This window comes from Roseomonas sp. SRI_022 (assembly GCF_057586215.1).
In genome coordinates, this window is record NZ_JBYCZL010000025.1 from 19,159 (window position 1) to 41,340 (window position 22,182).

17 protein-coding genes are annotated in these 22,182 nt (G+C 71.2%); 7 read left to right on the forward strand and 10 right to left on the reverse strand.

Annotation, left to right across the window (positions count from 1 at the left end):
- Positions 1–4: 4 nt before the first annotated feature.
- Complete coding sequence (locus AC2YHJ_RS21380; RefSeq protein WP_487398199.1) at positions 5–988, reverse strand: Bug family tripartite tricarboxylate transporter substrate binding protein; 984 nt, start codon at positions 986–988, stop codon at positions 5–7.
- A gap of 171 nt (positions 989–1,159) precedes the next feature.
- On the opposite strand from AC2YHJ_RS21380, the gene secB reads away from it, so the two are divergent.
- Genes secB through AC2YHJ_RS21395 form a run of 3 tightly spaced genes read left to right on the forward strand, consistent with a single transcriptional unit; the run spans position 1,160 to position 3,450 of the window.
- Positions 1,160–1,675: a protein-export chaperone SecB gene (gene secB, locus AC2YHJ_RS21385; RefSeq protein ID WP_487398200.1), complete on the forward strand. Its 516-nt coding sequence runs from the start codon at positions 1,160–1,162 to the stop codon at positions 1,673–1,675.
- Between the two features lie 51 nt (positions 1,676–1,726).
- Positions 1,727–2,809 carry a ferrochelatase gene (gene hemH / locus AC2YHJ_RS21390; protein ID WP_487398201.1) on the forward strand — a complete coding sequence of 361 codons (1,083 nt, stop codon included), beginning with the start codon at positions 1,727–1,729 and terminating at the stop codon, positions 2,807–2,809.
- Positions 2,806–3,450, forward strand: a complete 645-nt coding sequence (locus tag AC2YHJ_RS21395; RefSeq protein WP_487398202.1) for an HAD family hydrolase — start codon at positions 2,806–2,808, stop codon at positions 3,448–3,450. Before hemH ends, AC2YHJ_RS21395 begins: the two co-directional genes overlap by 4 nt.
- A 62-nt stretch (positions 3,451–3,512) precedes the next feature.
- Here AC2YHJ_RS21395 and addB read toward each other — a convergent pair whose 3' ends face one another.
- The 4 genes from addB to tsaE form a co-directional block, all read right to left on the reverse strand.
- Positions 3,513–6,560 (reverse strand): double-strand break repair protein AddB, encoded by a 3,048-nt coding sequence (addB, locus tag AC2YHJ_RS21400; protein ID WP_487398203.1) that lies wholly within the window; start codon positions 6,558–6,560, stop codon positions 3,513–3,515.
- Positions 6,561–6,696: 136 nt separating this feature from the next.
- A complete protein-coding gene (locus AC2YHJ_RS21405; protein ID WP_487398204.1) occupies positions 6,697–7,425 on the reverse strand; it encodes a nucleotidyltransferase family protein in 729 nt (242 codons plus the stop codon).
- Positions 7,422–8,411, reverse strand: a complete 990-nt coding sequence (locus AC2YHJ_RS21410) for an aminoglycoside phosphotransferase family protein (protein ID WP_487398205.1) — start codon at positions 8,409–8,411, stop codon at positions 7,422–7,424. The genes AC2YHJ_RS21405 and AC2YHJ_RS21410 overlap by 4 nt, the downstream gene beginning before the upstream one ends.
- Positions 8,408–8,866, reverse strand: a complete 459-nt coding sequence (gene tsaE / locus AC2YHJ_RS21415; protein WP_487398206.1) for a tRNA (adenosine(37)-N6)-threonylcarbamoyltransferase complex ATPase subunit type 1 TsaE — start codon at positions 8,864–8,866, stop codon at positions 8,408–8,410. Before tsaE ends, AC2YHJ_RS21410 begins: the two co-directional genes overlap by 4 nt.
- 81 nt (positions 8,867–8,947) lie before the next feature.
- Between tsaE and AC2YHJ_RS21420 the strand changes: the two genes are divergently transcribed.
- Both AC2YHJ_RS21420 and AC2YHJ_RS21425 read left to right on the forward strand, forming a co-directional pair.
- Complete coding sequence (locus tag AC2YHJ_RS21420) at positions 8,948–9,964, forward strand: NAD(P)/FAD-dependent oxidoreductase (RefSeq protein ID WP_487398207.1); 1,017 nt, start codon at positions 8,948–8,950, stop codon at positions 9,962–9,964.
- 76 nt (positions 9,965–10,040) lie between these two features.
- On the forward strand, positions 10,041–10,514 hold the full coding sequence (locus AC2YHJ_RS21425; RefSeq protein WP_487398208.1) for a VOC family protein: 474 nt from the start codon (positions 10,041–10,043) through the stop codon (positions 10,512–10,514).
- Positions 10,515–10,667: 153 nt separating this feature from the next.
- Here AC2YHJ_RS21425 and AC2YHJ_RS21430 read toward each other — a convergent pair whose 3' ends face one another.
- From AC2YHJ_RS21430 to mutS, 4 genes are all read right to left on the reverse strand, one after another.
- Entirely contained in the window at positions 10,668–11,144 is a 477-nt protein-coding gene (locus AC2YHJ_RS21430; protein WP_487398209.1) for an SRPBCC family protein, read from the reverse strand.
- Positions 11,141–11,467 carry an ArsR/SmtB family transcription factor gene (locus tag AC2YHJ_RS21435; protein WP_487398210.1) on the reverse strand — a complete coding sequence of 109 codons (327 nt, stop codon included), beginning with the start codon at positions 11,465–11,467 and terminating at the stop codon, positions 11,141–11,143. Before AC2YHJ_RS21435 ends, AC2YHJ_RS21430 begins: the two co-directional genes overlap by 4 nt.
- Positions 11,468–11,777: 310 nt before the next feature.
- On the reverse strand, positions 11,778–14,597 hold the full coding sequence (locus AC2YHJ_RS21440) for a [protein-PII] uridylyltransferase (RefSeq protein WP_487398252.1): 2,820 nt from the start codon (positions 14,595–14,597) through the stop codon (positions 11,778–11,780).
- Between the two features lie 15 nt (positions 14,598–14,612).
- Positions 14,613–17,291 carry a DNA mismatch repair protein MutS gene (gene mutS / locus AC2YHJ_RS21445; protein ID WP_487398211.1) on the reverse strand — a complete coding sequence of 893 codons (2,679 nt, stop codon included), beginning with the start codon at positions 17,289–17,291 and terminating at the stop codon, positions 14,613–14,615.
- A gap of 43 nt (positions 17,292–17,334) precedes the next feature.
- Here mutS and AC2YHJ_RS21450 point away from each other — a divergent pair, with 43 nt between their 5' ends.
- Both AC2YHJ_RS21450 and AC2YHJ_RS21455 read left to right on the forward strand, forming a co-directional pair.
- A complete protein-coding gene (locus AC2YHJ_RS21450) occupies positions 17,335–17,739 on the forward strand; it encodes a VOC family protein (protein ID WP_487398212.1) in 405 nt (134 codons plus the stop codon).
- A gap of 147 nt (positions 17,740–17,886) precedes the next feature.
- The gene (locus AC2YHJ_RS21455) at positions 17,887–19,464 is read left to right on the forward strand and encodes an ABC transporter substrate-binding protein (protein WP_487398213.1); all 1,578 of its coding nucleotides are present in this window, start codon (positions 17,887–17,889) and stop codon (positions 19,462–19,464) included.
- 143 nt (positions 19,465–19,607) lie between these two features.
- Here the strand turns inward: AC2YHJ_RS21455 and AC2YHJ_RS21460 are convergent, their stop codons facing one another.
- Entirely contained in the window at positions 19,608–22,169 is a 2,562-nt protein-coding gene (locus tag AC2YHJ_RS21460; RefSeq protein ID WP_487398214.1) for a TIGR02302 family protein, read from the reverse strand.
- Positions 22,170–22,182 lie beyond the last annotated feature (13 nt).

A 22,182-nucleotide genomic window follows, 5' to 3' on the forward strand; every position in this document is an offset into this window, starting at 1 on the left:
GGACCTACTCCACCCGCGCCCCCGACGCCCGGATGATCGGCGCGAGCCGCCGTTCCTCCGCCGCGCGGAAATCGGCGATCTGTTCCGGCGTGGTCCACCAGGCGGTGGAACCCTGCTCCAGGTATTGCCGCTTCAAATCCTCCGATTCCAGGGCGCGGCGGGACAGCTCGGACATGCGCTGCACGACCGCGCGCGGCAGCCCGGCCGGGCCGCAGATGCAGGTCCAGGACGACATGTCGTAGCCGGGCAGCGTCTCGGCGATCGACGGCACGTCCGGCACCACCGGGCTGCGATCCGCCGAGGTGACGCCGAGCGCGCGCACCCGGTTCTCCCGCGCCTGGGCCAGCGCACCGGGGATGTTGTCGAGGATCATGTGCACCCGCCCGGCGATGATGTCCGGATAGGCGGCAGCGCTGCCGCGATAGGGCACATGCGTCATCTCGACGCCCGCCATGGTGGCGAGCATGGCTCCGGCGATATGCAGCGTCGTCCCCGCCCCGGCTGAGGCATAGGAGTACTTGCCTGGATTGGCCTTCAGGAATGCGATCAGTTCCGGCACCGATCGCGCCGGGAGGTCGTTGTTCACCACCAGCAGGTTGGGCAGCCGCCAGATGCCGGTGACGAGGGTGAAGTCCTTCTGCGCGTCGAAGGGCATCCGCGCATAGAGCGTGGGCGATATGGCGTGGGAGGCGATGCCCCCGAGCCCGATCGTGTAGCCATCCGGCGTGGCTTGCGCGATCGCCTGGTTGCCGACCAGCCCGCCCGATCCGGTGCGGTTCTCGACCACGAACTGCTGGCCCGAGAGTTCGGACAGCTTCTGGCAGAGCTGGCGCGACAGCGTGTCGGTCGGCCCGCCGGCGGTATAGGGGTTGATGTAGCGGACCGGCCGGCTGGGCCAGACGTCCTGCGCGGCGGCGAGGCGCGGCGCGGCGAGCGCGGCGGCGGCCGCTCCGATCAGGGCGCGGCGGCCCGGCGTATAAGGCGGCATGTCGAATTCCTCCCCTTCGGCCGCCGTCGCGGCCGCTTTGCGCCAAGCCTAGAACGCCCGCCATGCCGCGCGCGAGACGAAACGCGCCCGTTTGCCGCCCCCGGCCGCGCGTGCTAACCGCGCCGCCATCCTTCCGGCGCGCCCGGCGCGCCCGATCCGAGAGGCCCCGCCATGTCCGACCAGCCGATCCTTCCCCCAGGCGCCAACGGGGGCGCCAATGGGGCCGCCAATCCCGCCACCGGCCCGGTGGTGCTGAACCTGCAATTCACCAAGGACCTGTCCTTCGAGGTTCCGGGCGCACCCGAGATCTACCTGAACCTGCGCGAGGCGCCACGGATCGACATCGCGCTCGACGTCCAGGCGCGCCGACTGCAAGAAGGGCAGGAGACCTACGAGATCTCCCTGCAGATCCGCGCCGACGCCAAAACGAACGACGCGAAGACCGCCTTCATCGCCGAGTTGGTCTATTGCGGCATCTTCACCCTGAACGGCGTGCCGGCCGAGATGCTGGAGCCGGTGCTGCTGGTCGAATGCCCGCGCCTGCTGTTCCCCTTCGCCCGCAACATCCTCGCCGATGTGACGCGCGACGGCGGCTTCCCGCCGGTGCTGCTGGCGCCGATCGACTTCGTGCAGCTGTGGCAGTCGCGCCGCGGCCAGCCCTCCAGCGTTCCCATGGCGAACGCCTGAGGCACGCCCGGCCTTGACGCGGGGCCCACCCGCGTCATCTGGGCCAGCACCATGACCAAGCGCCGCGTCGCCATCGTGCTGTTCAACCTGGGCGGTCCCGACCGCCCGGAGGCCGTGCAGCCCTTCCTGACCAACCTGTTCACCGACCCGGCCATCCTGCGTGTGCCGGGCTTCGTGCGGCCCTGGCTCGGGCGCTTCATCGCCTGGCGACGGACCAAGCCGGCGATGGAGAACTACGCGATCCTCGGCGGGCGGTCCCCGCTGCTGGAACTGACGGAGGAGCAGGCCCGTGCATTGGAAGGCGCACTCGCCGGCGATCCCGCGATCGAGGCGCGCTGCTTCGTCGCCATGCGCTACTGGCATCCGCTGAGCGACGCCGCTGCGCGCGCGGTCCAGGCCTGGGCACCGGACGAGGTGCTGCTGCTGCCGCTCTACCCGCAATATTCCACCACGACGACCGGCAGCTCCGTCACGGCCTGGGACGATGCCTGCCACGCCATCGGGCTGTCGGTGCCGACCACCACGCTGTGCTGCTGGCATTCCCACGGCGGCTTCGCCGCAGCGACGGCCGCGCTGGTGCGGGACGCCCATGCCAAGGCCCGTGCCGCGCTGCCGGCGGATGTGCCGCTGCGCGTGCTGTTCTCCGCCCACGGACTGCCCGAGAGCATCGTGAAGGCCGGCGATCCGTACCAGTGGCAGGTCGAGCAGACGGTCGCATCCGTGGTCGGGGCGCTGGCGATGGACGGGCTGGACCACACCATCTGCTACCAATCGCGCGTCACGCCGCAGGTCTGGATCGGCCCATCCACCGAGGCCGAGATCGAACGCGCCGCGCATGACAAAGTCGCCCTTCTGATCTGCCCGATCGCCTTCGTCTCGGAGCATTCGGAAACCCTCGTCGAGCTCGACGTCGAATACGCGGAGGTCGCGCACAAGCTCGGCGTGCCCGGCTATTTCCGCGTCCCCGCGCAGAACAGCGACCCGGCCTTCATCGCTGCCCTGGCCGATCTCGCGCGCGGTGCACTGGGATCCGGCCGGCCACTCTGTTCCTTCGCCGGCGCGCGGCAATGCCCGAAGCAGCACGGCGACTGCCCGCATGCCCGGGCCCGCGCGACGACGCAGGCCGCGGCATGACCCCGCGCGCCGTCCTGTTCGACTGCGACGGTGTGCTCGCTGACAGCGAGATGCTGGTGAACGCGCTGGTCGCGGACCAGATCACTGCACTCGGCTGGCCGATGACCGCCGTGCAGTCGCGCGAGACATTCCTCGGCCTTTCCCTGCCCGACATGGTGCCGCGCATCGAAGCCCGCATCGGCCCATTGCCGCCAGGCTGGGTGGAGGAGATCTCGGGCCTCATCGCCCTTGAGATGACCGAGCGCACGCCCCCCATGCCCGGTGCGGTCGAGGCCGTGCACCGCGTCGTCGGCGCCGGGATCGCAGTGGCCGTCGCGTCGAACTCCGGGCGCCTGGAACTGGTGGCGAAGATGCGCTCGCTCGGCCTCGCGACCGTCTTCGCCGGGCGCATCTTTTCCTTCGAGGATGTGGACCGGCCCAAGCCCTATCCCGACATATACCTCGCCGCGGCGGCGGCCTGCGGTGCCGCGCCGCAGGATTGCGTGGTGATCGAGGACAGCGTGCCCGGCGTGCGCGCGGGCGTCGCGGCCGGCTGCCGCGTGCTCGGCTTCGCGCACGAAACGCCGCGCGGCGTGCTGGCCGCGCATGGGGCGGAACCCTTCGCGGCTTGGACGGAACTGGACGCGTTGCTGGGGTTGTAGAGCCGGAGGGGCGCCGCCCCTCCGGGCCACCCCGCCAGGGGCAGCGGCCCCCTGGACCGCGGTTATCCGGCGTCCGGCGTGCCGGCTGACCATTCTTCGATGCGGGCCAGGTGGTCGTAATCGCCACCGGCGGCGCTGCGGGAAGGATGCGGCCGGGAGGTGAATGGTGCTGCGCCCAGCAGCCATTTCTCGGCGAGGTCCACCAGCCGGTCGCGCGCCATCTCGGCGAAGGGCGTGCCATCCTCGGCGGCGGCGCCGAGCGGCTTGACCTCCCCGGCCTGCTCCCCGCCCGTCAGCCGCCAGTACAGCAGGTCGGAGACAACGCCGCCCTCCGTCCCGGCGAAGGCACCCTGTTCCAGCAGCCAAGCCTCGATCGGCAGCTGCGGGGCACCGCCGCCGGCGAGGTCCTTTGGCCGAGGCACCGTGCCGGTCTTGTAGTCCACCACGCGCCAGCCACCGGCCGGCAACTGGTCCAGCCGGTCGGCGCGCGCCTCGACCTCGATCTCGCCGCCGGGCAGGCGCAGCATCGCCTGGCCCTTCACCTCCACCAAGCAGGCGCGCAGGGCGCCCTGCGCACGCAGTTCGGCCTCCTGCTCCAGCACGAAGGCGCCGATATTGGCCAAGCGCGGCGTCCAGAAGGCCAGGATGCCCGGCCGGTCGCGATAGGCATCGAGGGCGGCCTCGCTGGCCTTCGCCCAGGCCGCCAGCGCGGCGTCCGTCCCCGGCCAGCCGGTGCCGACGGCCCGCAGGAAGCCCGCCATCGCCGCATGCACCAGCATGCCGTAGTCGATCGCGCCAACCTCCTCCTCCAGATCCTTGAGCGGGTTCAGCCGCAGCACGCGCTTCGCGTAGAAGGCATAAGGGTCGGCGATCAGCAGCGCGGCGTCGGACACCGTCAGCCGCCGTGGCCGCAGCGCCGGTGGCGGCGCGGGCGCGGGGCGAGGGATGGGCGTGACGGATTCCGGCGCATCCAGCGCGGCCGCCCAGGACGCGGCGGGCGAGGCAGCCAGTGCCAGCCCGTCCTGCCCCGCCAGGAAGGTGTCGAGCCGCACCAGCCAGCGCGCCGGCACGGTGGGCGACCCGCCGCGGCGCGCCGCCGTGGACAGCACCGCCTGCGGCGCGGCGGCGGCGGCGAACAGGAAATCCGCGGCGACACGGCCGATCCGCGCCTCGGGTTCCGGCAGGCCGAAGGCGGCGCGCATCGGGCGCGACATCCAGGGGCCGGGGTCGGTCGCCTGCGGCCAGGCATTCTCCTCCAGCGCGCCGAGCACGACGCGGTCGAAGGATTGCAGCCGCGCTTCCAGCAATCCCAGGATCGCGATGCGCGGATGTGCCGCATCGCCCCGCCCGCGCGTGGCGCGCAGCGATGGCGCGACCGGGCCGGCGAGCGCGGCCTCGAACAGATCGGGCCAGTCGGCCGGCGCGATGGGCGGCAGGTGCGGCAGCGCCTCGGTCAGGTCGTGCAGGTGGCGCGCCAGGGGCTCACCCTCCTCCCCGGCATAGAGGCGCAGCCCGCCCGGCAGGTCCGGCGTGGCGGCCAGCGCCTCGGCGGCGTCCATATGCGCGCGCAACAGGTCGGCCGGTGGGCACGCCGGGCTGTCGGGCAGGTCGGTGAAGCCGGCCAGCGTGGCGTCCAGCGCATCGAGCAGCGCCGCGACACCGGTCAGCGCATCCCCCTTCACTGCCCGTACAGAAGCGCGCAGCCCCGCGAGCCCCGGCGCGGGCCGGGGCCCACGCAGCGCCGCCCGTTCCAACTGTCGCGCCGCGACCACCCAATCGGTGCGGTCCATCCCGCCGGCACAGAGCGGGTGCTTCAGCACCGCGAGCAGCGGCACGGGCGCGAAGCCTTCGGCGACCACGCGGCCGATCAGGCGCAGGAACGCGGCGGCGGGCGTTTCGGCCAGCGGCTCGCCGGCGGAATCGTCGGCCGTGATGCCGTGGCGCGAGAGTTCCGCCGAGACACGGCGCGCGAGGTCGCGATCCGGCGTGATCAGCGCGGCGCACTCGCCCGGCGTCTCGATGCTCTCCCGCAGCAGCAACGCGATGGCGGCGGCTTCCTGCTGCGCATCGGCGGCGACCAGTCGCGACAGCCCGGCCATGGCGGCCGACCAGCGCGGCCGGTCGCGTTCGGTCCAGGCCGGCAGGCCCTCGGCCGGGGTCAGCGCGCGGCCGAGCAGCACGGAGCGGTCCGGTGCGGCACCCGCCGGGGCCGGGTCGTGCCAGGTGCGAAGATCGGCGGGACCCGCCCCCATGGCCTTGAGCAGCCGCGCCTGGCCCGCGAGTGGATGCGTCGGGGCTTCGCGCACCGCGTCCCACAGCGCGGCATCCATCGGTTCCGGCAGGCCCTGCAGGACAACGGCCCCCTGTGGCGCAGCCGCCAGCACGCGCAGCAGTTCCGCCGCCGCCGGGATGGTGCCGCCGGCGCCGATACCTGCCGCGATGGTCGGGTGCTCCGGCGGCGCATCGCGCCAGGCCGCCGCCTGCGCAGCCAGCGCCTTCACGCGGCGCACCCCGATGTCCAGCAGGCTGCGATTGGTCAGCCAGCCATTCCAGTCCTGCGCCGCCGCGCGAAGCACCGCCGTGGTGATCTGCCAATGCGCTGCGTGCCGATCCGGCACCAGCCCATCCAGCCGCGCCAGCCAGGCGTCGGCGAAATCCTCGGGTGCCGCGTGTTCCAGCATGTCGAGGTCGCGTTCCTCGAGCGCGATCTCATCGAACAGCCGCGCCAGTTCACCGGCAAGCAGCCAAGCCTGTTCCGGCGTGGACGGCCCGCCATGCCGGCGCGGGATGCGCTGCGCCATCGCCGCCAGCACCGATTGCCGCGTCAGCGGCGCGACCGCCGGTGGCAGGTCGAGCAGGTCCGGCAGGGCCAGTTCGTCCGCTTCCTCGGTGGACAGGCCGGCGAGCGCCCGCATCCGCGGGAGCAGCAGGGCACGGCCGTCGGCGGCGCGCAGGAAGGCCTCCCGCAGCCCACGCGCGGCACGACGCGTCGGCAGCAGTAGTGTCGCGCGGGCGAGGGCCGCCGGCTCATCGGAGGGGAGGCGGGCCAGCAGGCCAGCGGCGAGCGTATCGAGGAACGGCGCCGAAGGCGGGATGGCGTAGAGGTTCATCGGCCGGTCTTGGAGAGGGGCTCTGTCCCTCTCCAACATCCCGGATTGAAGTCAGGGGATCCAAGGGCCTTAAGCCCTTGGCGGGAGGGGGTTCGGGGGAGGGCGGAGCCCTCCTCCGAGGCACACCCGCCGCCCATCAGAACAGCGCCCGCGCCAGCCCCGCCCGCAGCGTTGCCTCGGCCTGTTCCAGGTCCTCGGGCGTCGAGAGGTGGAACCACACCCCGTCATGGACCAGCCCGTACAGGCGGCCATTCTCGATGGCGCGGTCATAAAGCCGGTTCAGGCTGAAAGCCCCGGCAGGCGCATCGGCGAACAGCGCGGGGGAGAGGATCTGCACCCCGGCGTAGAGGTAGGGTGCGATCTCCCGTTCCTTCGGCCGGCGCATGCGCCCGATCGGGTCGATCAGGAAATCGCCTTTGCCGACGACACCTTCGACCTGGGTGGTGCGGACCATCAGCAGCAGCGCGTCCATCTCGGCGGGGTCGAAGGCGGCGGACAGGCGCCTGAGAGCCGGCGTCGGCCCATCCAGCCAGAAGGCGTCGCCATTCACCACGGCGAAGGGCGCGCTGCCGAGGTTCGGCAGCGCCATCGTCACGCCGCCGCCGGTCTCGAGCAGCGTGTCTTCCTTCTGCAGGATGATGCGCGGGTCGGCGCGGCGGGCCATGGCGGCTTCGATCTGGTCACCGAACCAATGGGCGTTCACCACCGCCTGGCCGACGCCTTCCGCCTGCAGCCGGTCGAGCGCGTGGTCGAGCAGCGAACGGTCATCGAGTTCCAGCAGCGGCTTCGGCCGGTTGTCGGTCAGCGGGCGCATGCGAGTGCCCAATCCGGCGGCGAGCACCATGGCGTGGGTCAGGGCGATCATGCGGGCTCCGTCACGGCCACGGGGTTGCGGCGCAGGCCGGATGGCACGCGCTCATCAAGGAAGTCACGCAGCGGGCGTGTCGCGGGGTGTAGCAGGGCGTGGTCCAGCAATCGCCAGCAGCGTGGCCCGTGCACCAGGTAATGCGGCTTGCGGTCGCGTCGGTCGAGCCGCACCCAAAGTGCTGCGACGCGCAGATGCCGCTGCGCTGCGCAGACCGCCGTGGCCGCGACGAAGGCGTCACGGTCGATGGCGCCGCGCGCGTCGAGGTAGCGCGCGATAGTGGCCGCACGGACGTCCGGCGCGACATCCCGCCGTGCATCCTCGACCAGCGAAACGAGGTCATAGGCCGGATGGCCGATGGCAGCGTCCTGGAAATCCAGCAACCCGGTGCGGCGCGGCCCGGTGCGGGCGTCGAGCCGCATCAGGTTCGCCGGGAAATAGTCGCGATGCACGAAGCCGCCGGCATCGGCGAAGGGCGCCAGCATCGCGCGGATCGCGGCATCGAGTTGCGCGCGCGCCTCGGCATCGGGGGACGTCCCCATCGCCGCCGGCCACCACCAATCCATGAAAGTCGCGGCGGTGGCCCGCGCCATGGTCGCGGGGTCCCAGGCCGGCAGGAAGCCGGGCGGCGGGGCGGCGTGCAGGGCGGCCAGCGCCTCGGCGGCTTCGAGGTAAAGCGGCAGCGGATCGGCGCCGGCGTCGAGCAGCGCGGCATGGGTCGCGTCGCCGAAATCCTCGATCAGCAGGAAGCCCTGTTCCTCATCCGCGGCCAGGATCGCGGGCGCGGACAAGCCGAGGCCCGCGATGTGCCGTGCGACGGCGAGGAAGGGACGGACATCCTCCGGTGGCGGGGCGTCCATCAGCATGGCCGGGCGCGGGCCGCCGCGCAGGCGGGTGTAGCTGCGGTGGGAGGCGTCGGCCGGCAGGTGGTCCAACGCCGCCGCGCCGTAACCGGACCGATGCAGGAAGGCCGCCGCATCCCTCATGCCGCGAGGTCCTTCAGGCGGTCGTCCCAGCCGGTCAGCCGGGCAGTCCGGGCGTCTTCGTCATTCCCGGGCTCCAGGGCGATGCGCAGCGCATCGGCGGGTGCCAGCGCGCCGAGCCGGTCCGGCCATTCCACCAGGACGATGCCCTCCAGCGCCTCGTCCCAGCCGAGCTCGTCGAGCCCGGCCGGCCCGTCCAGCCGGTAGAGGTCGAAATGATGCGCCGCGCCGGCCGGCAGGTCGTAGGACTGTACCAAGGTGAAAGTGGGGCTCGGCACTTCCAATGCTGGATCGCCCGCGGCGGCGCGGAGCACGGCGCGCGCCAGCTCGCTTTTCCCCGCGCCCAGAGGGCCTTCGAGCAACACGGCATCGCCCGCCCGCAGCAGCCCGGCGAGCCGCGCGGCAAGGGCGTGGGTGGCGGAAAGATCCTTGAGGTCCAGTGTCACGGTCCGGGGCATACAGGGGGCGCCAATGACGGCGCGGCTATGATCCTTGGCCCAGCCCGTCTATCACGCGGGCCGGGATTCGGGGGAGTGGCCATGGCGGCCGTCATCGAAACGGATGTGGCGATCATCGGCGCGGGGCCTGTCGGCCTGTTCGCGGTGTTCGAATGCGGCATGCTGCGCATGAAGAGCGTGGTCATCGACGCTCTGGAGGCGGTCGGCGGGCAATGCACCGCGCTGTATCCGGAAAAGCCGATCTACGACATCCCGGCGCATCCGGCGATCGGCGCGGCGGATCTGATCGAGAAGCTGGAAAAGCAGATCGAACCCTTCGCGCCGACCATGCTGCTCGGCCGGCGGGTCGAGACGTTGGGGCGGGATGGGCAGACAATCATCCTCGGCACCTCTGCCGGGGACGCAGTCCGCTGCAAGGCCGTGATCATCGCCGCCGGGGCCGGCGCCTTCGGGCCGAACCGTCCGCCGCTGGACGGGCTGCCTGGCTATGAGGCGTCCGGCGCGATCCGGTACATGGTGTCGCGGCGGGAAGAGATGCGCGGCAAGCGCGTGGTCATCGCCGGCGGCGGCGATTCTGCGGTGGACTGGGCGCTGTCGCTGAAGGATGTAGCCGCGAAGGTGACGGTGGTGCATCGCCGCCCGAAATTCCGCGCCGCCCCCGAGACCGCCGCGCAGCTGGACGCGGCGGCCGCGAAGGGGGAGGTCGAGATGGCGATCCCCTATCAGCTGCATGGGCTGAAGGGCGACGGCTCGCGGCTGGACGCGGTGACGATCGCGACGCTGAAGGGCGAGGAACGCGACATCCCAGCCGACCATCTGCTGGCCTTCTTTGGCCTGTCGATGGAGCTCGGCCCGATCGCCGATTGGGGGCTCGGGCTTGAGAAGCACCACATTGCCGTGACGCCGGCGACCTGTGCGACGAATGTCGATGGCGTCTTCGCGATCGGCGACATCGCGACCTATCCGGGCAAGCTGAAGCTGATCCTGCAGGGATTCAGCGAGGCGGCGATGGCCGCGCATGCGATCCATCCGAGGGTATTCCCCGGCGAGGCGCTGCATTTCGAGTATTCGACGACGAAGGGCGTGCCGGTGGGGTAAAGGGAAATTGTTCCGGGCGGCGCTCGATCCAGATCGGGAGAGTGCTTAGGTTCTCTCCAAAGGGAGAACAAGCACGATGGCAAAGAATACGATCTGCCTCTGGTACGACAAGGACGCCGAGGCCGCCGCCCGTTTCTACGCCGAGACTTTTCCCGATAGCGCGGTCAGTGCCGTTCACCACGCACCCAGCGACTACCCGTCCGGCAAGAAGGGCGACGTGCTGACGGTCGAATTCACCGTCGCGGGCGTTGCCTGCCTCGGCCTGAATGGCGGGCCAGCCTTCAAGCAGACCGAAGCCTTCTCCTTCCAGATCGCCACCGACGACCAGGAGGAGACGGACCGTTATTGGAATGCCATCGTGGGCAATGGCGGCCAGGAGAGTGCTTGCGGCTGGTGCAAGGATCGCTGGGGAATTTCCTGGCAGATCACGCCGCGGGTGCTGACGGAAGCGATGGCGAAAGGCGGCGAGGAAGCAAGACGCGCTTTCGAAGTGATGATGACGATGAAAAAGATCGACGTCGCGGCGATCGAGGCGGCACGGCGCGGCTGACGTTCCATCGCGTCACGCGCCTGGATTGTTGGGAGGCGCCCGCTTGGTGTGACCGTATCGGGCGCGAGGCGGTTGCCCATTCCAAATCGACGAGGCGCAGGTCCGAACCGGCCTGCCCATCGTCACCGTCCGGCGGTTGGTTTGGCCCCGCTTTCAGGCTGCGGCCGCCTGTTGCTCCAGTTCCCTGCTGAGCGCATCGAGCAATTCACGCGTGCCATGCTCGCGCCCGGCGACATCGTCGAACCCCGCCAGATAGGCGCCCTGTTCCGTGAAGACGAGGCGCGTGCCTTCGCCCTCCGGCACGAACAGTGCCGTCACGAGCGAGGTGGACATAGGCTTGTCCTCGAGCGTCATCGAATAGGTGAAGATGATGCGGCGGTCCTGCAGGACGTCCATGTAGACCGTGCTGTTGCGGATGAGCGGGCCGCCCTGGAAGCGGAAGCTGCTTCGCTCGGCCGCGCCGACCCCGAAGGCCGGCTCGTAGGATTCGACGGTGAAGCCGTCCCCCTCGATCAGCCAGCGACGCTTGGCGGCCGGATCGCCGAAGGCGGCGAAGACCATTGCCGGCGGCGCGGCGTACATGCGCTCGATCGTGAAGGAGGCGTGGGTGACAGCGTGCTGTGCGGTCATGATCGATCTCCTGTGTCAGGGTTCGAGGGGGAAAGCTCGGCGAGAAAATCGCCGAGGCGATCGAGCCGGCCTTCCCAGATGGCGCGACGCGCGCCGATCCAGCGTTCCGCCTCGCTCAGGGCCTTGGGCTCAAGTTCGCAGGTCCGCACGCGACCGATCTTTTCCGAGCGCACGAGGCCGCTCGCCTCAAGGACCTGCAGATGCTGCATCACCGAGGGCAGCGTCATGGCCAGCGGCCCGGCGAGGTCGCTGACAGTTGCCGGGCCACGGCTCAACCGTTCGATCATGCTGCGACGACTGGCGTCGGCGAGCGCGTGGAACATTCGGTCGAGCACGGGGCTTTGGTTAAGCATATGCCTAAGTGATGCGCACTGACGGCGCGAGTCAACGATTAGTTTGGCAGTTGCCTATGTATTCTTCGCAAAGCCGACGACCTGGATGGGAACAAAGTCCCGCCCTCCCTGGCCTGCCGGACTGCACCAACTGACGTCGATTTTCAGGGAGCGCCGTCGCATGGGCCGCAAGTGACGCCGGCTTACCGTGCCCACCACGTCCAGCGCCGGAAACCGCATTCCAAAGGCCCGCCGACCTTTGGCGGGCTGGTCTGGAGGGGCGACGCCCCTCCAGCAGCGCCTAAGCCTGCCCCGCGATCGCCCGCGTCGCCATGCCGCCCACGCCTGGCTTCTCCGCGCTCTCCAGCGACACCTCCAGCGCGCGGCGCAGCGTCGCGAGCTTGCGGTCGTTCTCGACCTTCAGCCCGAACACGTCCTTCACGTAGAAGACGTCCACCGCCCGCACGCCATAGGTGGTGATGTGCGCCGAGGCGATCTGCAGCCCCTGGTCGCTGATGGCCGCGGTGACGTCGTGCAGCAGGCCGGGCCGGTCGCGCCCGTTCACCTCGATGACGGTGTGGGTGTTGGACGCGTGGTTGTCGATCACCACGCGCGGCGGCACGGTCACCGCGCGCAGCCGAGCGGGTTCGCGCTTCAGCTTGCGGATTTCCTCGCGCAGCTTCAACCGGCCGGACAGGGATTGTTCCACCAGCACGGACAGCCGCGCGAGGCGGTGCGGCGCCTCGAAAGCGCCACCCTGCGCGTCCTGCACCCAGAAGGTGTCGAGCGCCATGCCATCGGTCATGGTGTGGATGCGCGCATCGACGATGGTCGCGCCGGCGACGGCCAGCGCGCCGGCGATCTTGCTGAACAGGCCGGGATGGTCGGTGCAGTAGACCGTCACCTCGGTGACGGCTCGGCTTTCCAGCACGCGGGTGCGCACGGTCAGCGGCGCCTTGGCTTCCTTCGCCTCCTGGATCATCGCCGCGTGGCGCGCATGCGTCTCGGGGTCGAAGGACAGCCAGTAGCCGGGGTAGCCGAGTTCCAGGAAGGCCGTGACCTCGGCTTTCGGCCGGTCGGACAGCAGCATCGCCGCGGCTTCCTTCGCGCGGGCGACACGCACGTCGCGCTCGGGCACCGACAGCCCGCCGGCGAGCACTTCCGCGACGCGCCAATACAGTTCGCGCAGCAGCGTCGCCTTCCAGCCGTTCCACACCTTTGGCCCGACGGCGCGCATGTCGGCGACCGTCAGCACCAGCAGCAGGCGGAGGCGTTCGGGGGACTGCACCACCTCGGCGATGTCGAGGATGGTCTTGGGGTCCTCGATGTCGCGCTTGAAGGCGGTCTGGCTGATCATCAGGTGATGCAGCACGAGCCAGGAAACGGTCTCCGTCTCCTCCGGCGTCATGCCCAGCATCGGGCAGATGGTCTGGGCCAGCTCGGCGCCGAGTTCCGAATGGTCGCCGCCGCGCCCCTTGGCGATGTCATGCAGCAGTACCGCGACGTAGAGTGCGCGACGGGACTGCAACTGGCCGATCAGTTCCGAGGCGACCGGCGCGACCTCATTCAGCTCGCCGCGTTCCAGCGCGGCGAGCACGCCCACCGCCTCGATCGTGTGCTCATCGACGGTGAACACATGGTAGGTGTCGAACTGCATCAGCCCGACGATGCGCGACCAGTCCGGCAGCAGGCGGGAAATCAGCCCCGCCTCATTGATCATGCGCAGCCAGGTTGCCGGATCGCGCCCGGAGAGCAGGTCGAGGAACTCGTCGCTCGCCTCCTTCTCCCCGCGCAGCCGGGCGACGTGCCGTGCGTGGCGGACAATGGCGCGGAAGGCGAGGGGGTGGATGTCGAGCCCGCGGTCGCGCGCCATGCGGAAGATGCGCAGCATCAGCACGGGGTCGATGGTGAAGTCGTGGCCGGGTGCGGCGATCACCTTGCCGTCCGCCAGCGCGAAGCCCGCTTCCGTCAGCGCCTTGTCGGAGGCGGGCACCACCGCGGGCGGGCCGAGCGAAGCACGTTCGATCGCCGGTTCCAGGATGCGGGTGAAGCGCGCCACGTCCCGCACCATCAGGAAGAAGTGCTTCATGAAGCGCTCGACGCCGTCCTGCAGGCCGTGGCGCGTGTAGCCCATGCGGGCGCCGACGACGGGCTGGAGGTCGAAGGTCAGGCGTTCCTCGGCGCGGCCGGTGACGATGTGCAGATGGAAGCGGACGGTCCAGAAGAAATCCCAGGCGCGGCGGATGGCGCGCGCTTCCTCGGCGGTCAGCAGCCCCCCGCCGGGGCTGTGCGGGCCGACCAGTTCGGGCATGCGCTGCACGTTGAAGGCGTATCGCGCGAGCCAGTAGAGCGTCTGCAGGTCGCGCAGCCCGCCACGGCCTTCCTTCACATGCGGTTCGACCAGGAACGGGCTTTCGCCGTAGCGCGCGTGGCGCTGCTGGCGTTCGGCGCGCTTGGCGATCAGGAAGGGTGTCAGGCCCCATTCCGCGCGCGCGCTGCGGAAGGCCGCCGCGAAGCGCTGGAACACGGCCTCGTCCCCGGCGATGTGCCGCGCATCGAGCAGCGCGGTCAGCACCGTCGCATCACCCTTGGCATCCACCAGGCAATCGGCGCGGGACCGCGTCGCATGGCCAACCTTCAGCCCGAGGTCCCACAGCAGGTAGAGCATGAACTCCACCGACTGCTTGCCGCGCGCGCCCATGCCGGCATCGGTCAGGAACAGCAGGTCGATGTCCGAGAACGGCGCGAGCACGCCGCGCCCGTATCCGCCCGTCGCGACCAGGGCCCAGGGCTTCTCCCCGGGTGCGGGCGGCAGGGTCGCGTCGGTATAGGCGCGAATGCCGACCATCACCGTGTCGGTCAGGGAGGCAAGCCAGCGTGCCGCCGGCAGGCCGGTGATCTCATGCGCCTCGAAGACCTGCTGGACACGGTTCTGGATGCGGCCAAGGTGCCGGCGCAGCAGCGTCACCGCTTCCTCGCGCAGCACCGGCCGCCCGTCGGGGATCAGCTCCGCGAGCAGGTTGGCGATAACGACAGGGGGTTCGCCCGCCACCGGAGCCGGGCGCCGGGCCGGGCCCTCGGCGGGTCCGGTGTCGGGGCCGGCGTCGTCCAGGGATGTCATCGGGCGGAACACTACCTATTCCGTCGCTTTCGCGACAGGCCCCAGCAGCGATTTCAATGAGTAGAGCGCATCGAGCGCTTCTCGCGGGCTGAGTGCATCGGCGTCGAGATCCGCGAGCGCGGCCAAAGCGGGGTGCTCGGGGGGTGGTGGGGCCTCGGCCGGGGCAGCCCGGGCGAAGAGTGGCAACTCGTCCGACAGCGGATCGAGACCGCGCGCGCGGGCCTCAAGTGCCTTCAGCACCTCCTGCGCGCGGGTCAGCACGGGCCGCGGCACGCCGGCCAGGCGGGCGACGTGCACGCCCCAGGATTTCTCGGCAGCACCGGGGCCGACGCGGTGCTCGAACACCACCTCCCCGCGCCATTCGCGCACCTGCATGGTGGCGGGGGCGAGTTCCGGCAGCTTCCCGGCCAGCGCCGTCAATTCATGGAAATGGGTGGCGAAGATGGTGCGGCAGCGGATGCGGTCGTGCAGCGCCTCCAGCACGGACCATGCGATGGCGAGGCCATCCCAGGTCGCGGTGCCGCGCCCGACCTCGTCCAGCACGACCAATGATCGGGCGGTCGCCTGGTTCAGGATCGCCGCGGTCTCGGCCATCTCGACCATGAAGGTCGATCGCCCGCCGGCGATGTCGTCCGCCGCGCCGACACGGGAGAACAGACGGTCCACGAGGCCGAGCCGCGCCGCCTCGGCTGGCACGAACAGCCCGGCCTGGGCGAGGATCACCAGCAGCGCGTTCTGCCGCAGGAAGGTCGATTTACCGGCCATGTTCGGGCCGGTGAGCAGGCAGAGCCTCCGCCCCGCCGACAGGTCGCAGTCATTCGGCACGAAGGCCGGCCCACGCGCGCGGGCGAGCGCCGCCTGCACCACCGGATGCCGCGCGGCGGCAACGGTGAAGTCGGCGCGGTCGGTCATTTCCGGCCGGCACCAGCTTCCGTCGGCGGCGAGTTCTGCCGCCGCAGCATGAACATCGAGCTCCGCCATGGCCGTCGCCGCCGCCGCGATGCCCGGCGCGGCGGCCAGGCACAGGCGGCGCAGATGCTGGGCGATTACGCGTTCGCGCTTTCCTGCCTGCTCCCCGGCCTCGGCCACCTTGCGGTCCAGTTCGGCGAGCGCCGCGCAGGTGAAGCGCATGGCATTCGCCATGGTCTGGCGATGCACTGGGGCCTGCGGACCCTCCTTCGCACCTTCGCGCAGCAGCTTCTCGCCGGCGGCGGCGGGAACCTCCGCCAGGAAACCGAATTGCTGGTGGTGGCGGATCTTGAGGCTCGCCACGCCCCAGGCCTGGGCGAGGTCCATCTGCAGGGCAGCGATCGCCTCCCGTGCACCGTCGCGCAGGCGCCGCAGCGCATCGAGTTCACCGTCGTAGCCAGGGGCGACGAGGCCGCCATCGTCCAGCCGCGCGGGCAGCGGATCGGCCAGCGCGCGCAACAATTCGGCGCGCGGGCTTTCGGCTGGGCGCAACGCGGTGCGGGCGGCGGCGACCAAGGCGGGGATCGGCGGCACGCCGGCGGCGTCAGCGAGGGCGGCCTCCATCGCCTCAGCCCGTGCCAGGCCCTCGCGGATGGCGCCGAGGTCGCGCGGGGCGAAGCGGTCGATCGATAGGCGGGCGAGGGCGCGCGCCATGTCAGGCGCGCCCTTCAACGCCGCCCGCAGCGCCCCGCGTAGCGCATCGGCGGCGAGCAGGAAGGCGACCGCATCATGTCGCGCGGCGATCGGTCCGGCGTCCGCGAGCGGTGAGGCCAAGCGCGCGGCGAGTTCCCGCGCCCCGGCCGGCGTCACGGTGCGATCCACCGCACCGAGCAGCGCATGGCGCGGATCGCCACGCTCGCTGCGCAGGATCTCGAGGCTGCGCCGCGTCGCGCCATCCATTTGCAGCACGCCGCGCCCGCCGGCCGGCACGGGCGGGGACAGGCGCGGCAGGCCGCCGGCCTGGGTCAGGCGGACATAGTCCACCGCCATGGCGGCGGCGGCGATTTCCTCGGCGCTGAAACTGCCGAAGCCGTCCAGCGTGGCGACGGCGAAGGCCTCGGCGAGGCGCCTTGCGCCGTCGCGCGGGACAGCGATATGCGCGACACGTTCGGCCAGCGGCAGCAAGGCAGGGTCGCGGGCGAACTCCTCCGGAGCGAGGATCTCGGCCGGTTCCAGCCGTGCCAGCAGCGCCGACAGTTCCACCGCGGCCAAGTGCTCGGTGGCGAAGGCGCCGGTCGTCACGTCGAGCCAGGCCGCGCCCAACGCATCGCCTTGCGGGGCGAGCGCCAGCAGCCAGGCCGGGCGGCTTGCTTCCAGCAAGGCTTCCTCGGTCACCGTGCCGGGGGTGACGAGGCGCGTGACCTCGCGGCGGATGGTCGGCGCCTTGCGGCGCTTCTGCTCCTCGGGCGTCTCGGTCTGGTCGCAGATGGCGACGCGATGGCCCTGGCGGATCAGCCGGGCGAGGTAGAGATCCACCGCATGGGCCGGAACGCCGCAGAGCGCGACCTTCTCCCCCTGGTGCTCGCCGCGGGAGGACAGCGCGATGTCGAGCGCGGCGGAGGCGATCTCGGCGTCCTCGAATAGCATTTCGAAGAAGTCGCCCATGCGGAAGAAGATCAGCGCTTCGGGATGGGCGGCCTTGGCGGCGAACCACTGGGCGATAGCGGGAGTCGCACCCTCCGCGGAACGAAGGGGCTTGCGGTTCTGGCTCGGCGCGCCTGTCATGCCTGCGGCTCTAGACCGGAAACCGGCGCAAGGGGAGGGAGTGATGCGACCCGAAGGACTCGACCACGCCAATGTTCGCCTACGGCCGCAGGACCTGCCGGCCGCGCTGGCCTTCTACCGTGACCTGCTGGGCCTTGAGGAAGGGCCGCGGCCCAACTTCGATTTCCCCGGCGCCTGGCTCTATGCTGGCGGCCGCCCGATCGTGCACCTGGCCTGCCGCGACACGGTCACGGCGCCGACCGGTCCCTCCCCCAGCGTGTCCTTCGAACACATTGCCTTCCGCGTTCGTGGCCTGCCGGACGTGCGGGCGAAGCTCGCGGCGGAGGGCGTGCCCTATGCCGAGGCGCCGCTGCCCGGCTTCCCGCTGCACCAGCTGTTCCTGACCGATCCGTTCGGGCTGCGGGTGGAACTGACCTTCGACATGAACGACGCGGCCAACCGGGGCTGACCTTCCGGCCCGATGCTGGGAATCGGGCCATGCGATGGCCACTCGCGCCGCCGGGAAACTGCGGTGGGTGCTGCGCCGCATTGAGTTGCGCGCAATCTGGTCTAGCCTTTCCGGCCGGCGCGCCAAGACGCCGCTGGAGGAACATCCATGATCCCACGTCGTCACCTGATGGCCGCCGGCGCCGCCGGGCTGATTGCGGCACCCGCGGTCGCGCAGAACACCCGCGCCGCCACGCTGCGCTTCGTGCCGCAGGCCAATCTCTCGGTGCTCGACCCGATCTTCACGACCGCGACGGTCACCGGCAACCACGGCTACTACGTGTTCGACACGCTCTACGGCGTCGATGCGCAGTTGAAGCCGAAGCCCCAGATGGTCGAGGGGCATGAGACCTCCGCCGACGGCCTGACCTGGTCCTTCCGCCTGCGCGAGGGGCTGCGCTTCCACGAAGGCAGCCCGGTGCGCTCGGCCGACTGCATCGCGTCCATCAAGCGCTGGTGCGCGCGCGAACCCTTCGGCCAGTTGCTCGCGCGCGTGGTCGATGAATGGTCCGTGACCGACGACCGCAATTTCCGCGTCCGGCTGAAGCGCGCCTTCCCGCTGATGCTGGACGCGTTGGCGAAACCCGATTCCTCGACGCTGTTCATCATGCCCGAACGCATCGCCTCGACCGATCCAGCGCGGGCGGTGACCGAGATGGTCGGCTCCGGTCCCTTCCGCTTCCTCGCCGGCGAATACAATTCCGGCAGCCGCGTGGTGTATGAAAAGTTCGACGGCTACGTGCCACGATCGGAAGCGCCGTCCTGGACCTCGGGCGGCAAGGTCGCGCATTTCAACCGCATCGAATGGCACATCCTGCCCGACGCCGCGACCGCCGCCGCCGCGCTGCAGAATGGCGAGATGGATTGGTGGGAACGCCCGCATCCCGACCTGCAGCCGTTGCTCGCCCGCGCGCGCGACGTGCGGCGGGAGGTGACGGACCCGCTCGGGCGGCTGGCGGTGATGCGCATGAACTGCCTGCACCCGCCCTTCGACAATGTCGCGATCCGCCGTGCCATCCGCCTGTCGGTGGCGCAGGAGGAATACATGCGCGCCTCCCGCGGCGACGACCGTTCGGACTGGGCGATCAACCGCAGCCTCTGGCCGCGCGGCACGCCGTACAACCGCGACGAGGGCGAGGCGCTGATGCCCGGCGACCTCGACCGCGCGCGTGCCGCGCTGCGCGAGGCCGGCTACGCCAATCAGAAAGTCGTCGTCATCAACCCGACCGACTTCCCGGATATCGGGCCGCTGGGGCAGGTCTCGGCCGACCGGATGAAGCGGATGGGGATGAATGTCGATCTCGCTGAGAGCGACTGGGGCACGGTGGTGCAGCGGCGCAATTCCCGCGAGCCGGTCGATCGCGGCGGCTGGTCGATGCTGCACACCACGGGCGGGGCGACCGCCTGGGCCAATCCGGCGCTGTCCTTCCTGGTGCGCGGCCAGGGGTTGAACGGCTGGTTCGGCTGGTGGTCCAGCCCGCGCGCCGAGGAACTCGCCGAGGCCTGGCTGTTCGCGACCGACCCGGAACGCCAGGCGGCGCTGGCGACGGAACTCGGGACGCACGCACTGGAGGATGTGTCCTTCGTGCCTCTCGGTCAGTTCGTGATCCGCACGGCGTTCCGGCGTGACATCACGGGGATGCTGCAGGGATCGTCGCCGTATCCATGGAACGTGCGACGGGGCTGAGGGCAAGCGCCGGACGTCCCGGGCCAAACTTCGGCTCGATGCGGGGCATCGGGCCGCGAGCGCAAAGCGCGAACGCGCCCAAACCATCCGCCGTCTGAGGGCACAATCAACAACCCAGGCCGTCGCCAAAGGCGACGGCCGACTCAGAACTGGCGCAGCAGCCGGTCGATGTAGTCCAGCTCCGCCGGTGGCCGTTCGCGCTCCGCGCCGCGGCGACGCAGTTCTTCCTGGATGCGGCGGGTCTTCAGCAACTCCGCCTCATCCGGCACGCGGGTGTCGGAGGCATTGTCCTGCCCGCCCGTTTGCTCCCGCGTGCGGCGGCCGAGCGGATCGCGGCCCGGCCCCTGTTCCTGCGCCTGGTCCTGGCCTTCACCGCCTTGCTCGCCGCCGGCCATGCCCTCGCCCTCGCCATCCTCCTCGCCCTCGCCGGGCTGGGACTGACCAAACTGGCGCTGCATCTGCTGGGCCATCTGGCGGCCGCCTTCGGTCAGCGCGCGGATGGCGCGCTGCTGGGCGTCGCGCGCATCGCGACCCTCGCGCAGGGCCTCGGCGGAATCGCGCATGGCGCGGTCGGCTTCGCCCAGTTGCTGGGGCACGTCACCGGTCAGGTCGCCGAATTGCTGCATCAGCTCGCCGAGCGCCCGGCGGAGCGCGCGCTGCACGCGGGCGTCCTGCTGGGTCTCGGCCCGCTGCTGCGGGCTGGGCTGGGCCTGCTCCGGCGCCTGGGGCGGGCGTTGCGGCCAGCTGAAGGATTGCGGCTGCTGGCGCCGCTGCTGGGCACGCTCGCGATCGCCCTGCTCGGCGCGCTGATGGCCGCGGTCGAGCATCTGCGCCTGACGCTGCACCATGTCCTGCACCGCGCCCATCTGCTGCTGGCCGCGCTGACGCTGCTGCTGCCGCTGCCGGTCCTCGGCGCGCATGTTGCGCCCCTCCTCGAGCGCGCGGAGCATTTCCTCGAGCTCCGCCAATTCGCGCTGCGCATCCTCATTGCGGCCCTGCCGCGCGGCTTCCTCCATGCGGCGGGTGCGACGGTCAAGCTCGCGCTGGTCCATCAGCCGCTGCTGCGGGTCATAGGGCAGCGCCTCGGCATTCTCGCGCTGCAGCCGCTCGGCGAGGGCTTCGAGGTGACGACGGATCGCCTCCCGCAATTCCTCGATGCGGCGTTGCAGTTCGGCGCGCTGTTCCTGGGTGCGGTTCTCGGGATTGCGGCGTGCTTCCTCCAGCGCCTCGCGCAGCGCTTCCCGCGCGGCGGCGAGCGCGCGGGCGGTGCGGTCGGTGCGGCCTTCCTCCAGCGCCACGGCGATGTCCCACAGCGTCTCCTGCACCTCGGCGATCGCGCCGGGGCGGCGGTCGCGCAGCAGCCGGTGTCGCGCGCTGCGCAGGGCGAGGTAGGTGCCGGTGTCGTGCTCGAAGGCCTCGGGCGCGTTCGCGATGCGGTCCAGTTCCTGGCGTGCCGGCTCGCGGCCGGACGGATCGACCGACAGCGCCTTGCGCAGCGCGATCAGCAATTGGGAGACGGGATGGGTGAAGGATCGTTCCGGCAGTTCCAGGAAGGCACCGTCGCTGCGGCCTTCCTGGCCGGCATGGTCGCGCGCCACCAGCCGGGCCTCGACCTCCAGCCCGGCCCAGGGATGGGCGGACAGGTCGGGCTGGCCGGCGCCGCGCGCGCTGCGCGGGCTGCCGCCGGGCAGCGGCAGTTCCAGAATCACGGGCTCAGCATCCGGGCGCAGCTTCAGGCGCAATTCGACGCGCAGCGCGGCAAGGCCCCAGTCATCCTCCGCCCGCCAGGGCAGCCGGATGGCCAGGCCGCGCTGGGCGCGGGCAGGCGGCTGATCCCAGGCCGCGGTCGGCGGCGCATCGGCGCGCACGGTCAGCGTCCATTGCACGATGTCCGACCCGTCGCGCCGCACCGCGAGCCGCGCGCCGGCGTCGAGCACCGTCTCCGCAGCAAAGGAAGCCCGGTCGAGCGTGCGGAACGGGCTCGCGGTGCCATCCAGCACGAGGTCAGGCACGCCACCCGTGCCGCCCGAGACCGCAATCTGCAGCCGGCTGCCGGCCGGCACCGACACCGTCCCACCAGCGGGGTCGAGGAAGACCGGCGCTGCGCCGGTATAGGCCGGTGGTGTGATCCAGGCTTCCAGCCGCACCGCGGGCGTGGTGGGCAGGGCGGAAGCCGTCAGCTGCGGCACCAGGGCGCGGCGGATGCGTTCCGGCGCCTCCGGCCCGGCGACGACCACGGCGGCGACCATGGCGACGACCAGCCCGCCCCGCAGCGCCCGGCGGTCGCGCCTGGCGAGACCGGGTTTCGGCGCGGAAACGCGCAGCGCCGCCAGCCGTTCGGCGGCGCGGCGGCGATGCGCTTCCCACAGCGCCAGCGCCACCGGGTCATTGCCGGTCGGCCGGTCGCCAAGGGTGGCGATGGGCCGGTGGGTCAGGCCGGAATCGCGTTCCAGCCGCCGTTCGGCCGCGGCGATGCCGGGCAGCGCCAGCATCCGCACCGCGCGCCATCCCGCCCAGCCCAGCGCCACGGCGAAGCCCAGCAGCAGCAATGCATGCAGCCCCGCTGGCAGATGCAGCGGCAGCCCGGACAGTGCGACGAGCAGGAAGGCGCCGATGACGCCAAGGGGTGGCCACAGTGCTGGCCAAGCCGCTTCCCACCACAGCACGAGCCGGGCAAGACGCGTGCTGCGCGCAAGCCGGCTCATCGCGCGACCCTCC

What these genes read in the sequence shown, in the direction of transcription:
- AC2YHJ_RS21395 (WP_487398202.1), top strand. Translation starts at nt 2,806, where the DNA reads ATGACCCCGCGCGCCGTCCTGTTCGACTGCGACGGTGTGCTCGCTGAC.
- AC2YHJ_RS21405 (WP_487398204.1), bottom strand. Translation starts at nt 7,425, where the DNA reads ATGATCGCCCTGACCCACGCCATGGTGCTCGCCGCCGGATTGGGCACT.
- hemH (WP_487398201.1), top strand. Translation starts at nt 1,727, where the DNA reads ATGACCAAGCGCCGCGTCGCCATCGTGCTGTTCAACCTGGGCGGTCCC.
- AC2YHJ_RS21420 (WP_487398207.1), top strand. Translation starts at nt 8,948, where the DNA reads ATGGCGGCCGTCATCGAAACGGATGTGGCGATCATCGGCGCGGGGCCT.
- AC2YHJ_RS21425 (WP_487398208.1), top strand. Translation starts at nt 10,041, where the DNA reads ATGGCAAAGAATACGATCTGCCTCTGGTACGACAAGGACGCCGAGGCC.
- AC2YHJ_RS21410 (WP_487398205.1), bottom strand. Translation starts at nt 8,411, where the DNA reads ATGAGGGATGCGGCGGCCTTCCTGCATCGGTCCGGTTACGGCGCGGCG.
- mutS (WP_487398211.1), bottom strand. Translation starts at nt 17,291, where the DNA reads ATGACAGGCGCGCCGAGCCAGAACCGCAAGCCCCTTCGTTCCGCGGAG.
- AC2YHJ_RS21460 (WP_487398214.1), bottom strand. Translation starts at nt 22,169, where the DNA reads ATGAGCCGGCTTGCGCGCAGCACGCGTCTTGCCCGGCTCGTGCTGTGG.
- AC2YHJ_RS21450 (WP_487398212.1), top strand. Translation starts at nt 17,335, where the DNA reads ATGCGACCCGAAGGACTCGACCACGCCAATGTTCGCCTACGGCCGCAG.
- AC2YHJ_RS21380 (WP_487398199.1), bottom strand. Translation starts at nt 988, where the DNA reads ATGCCGCCTTATACGCCGGGCCGCCGCGCCCTGATCGGAGCGGCCGCC.
- tsaE (WP_487398206.1), bottom strand. Translation starts at nt 8,866, where the DNA reads ATGCCCCGGACCGTGACACTGGACCTCAAGGATCTTTCCGCCACCCAC.
- AC2YHJ_RS21430 (WP_487398209.1), bottom strand. Translation starts at nt 11,144, where the DNA reads ATGACCGCACAGCACGCTGTCACCCACGCCTCCTTCACGATCGAGCGC.
- AC2YHJ_RS21435 (WP_487398210.1), bottom strand. Translation starts at nt 11,467, where the DNA reads ATGTTCCACGCGCTCGCCGACGCCAGTCGTCGCAGCATGATCGAACGG.
- addB (WP_487398203.1), bottom strand. Translation starts at nt 6,560, where the DNA reads ATGAACCTCTACGCCATCCCGCCTTCGGCGCCGTTCCTCGATACGCTC.
- AC2YHJ_RS21440 (WP_487398252.1), bottom strand. Translation starts at nt 14,597, where the DNA reads ATGACATCCCTGGACGACGCCGGCCCCGACACCGGACCCGCCGAGGGC.
- AC2YHJ_RS21455 (WP_487398213.1), top strand. Translation starts at nt 17,887, where the DNA reads ATGATCCCACGTCGTCACCTGATGGCCGCCGGCGCCGCCGGGCTGATT.
- secB (WP_487398200.1), top strand. Translation starts at nt 1,160, where the DNA reads ATGTCCGACCAGCCGATCCTTCCCCCAGGCGCCAACGGGGGCGCCAAT.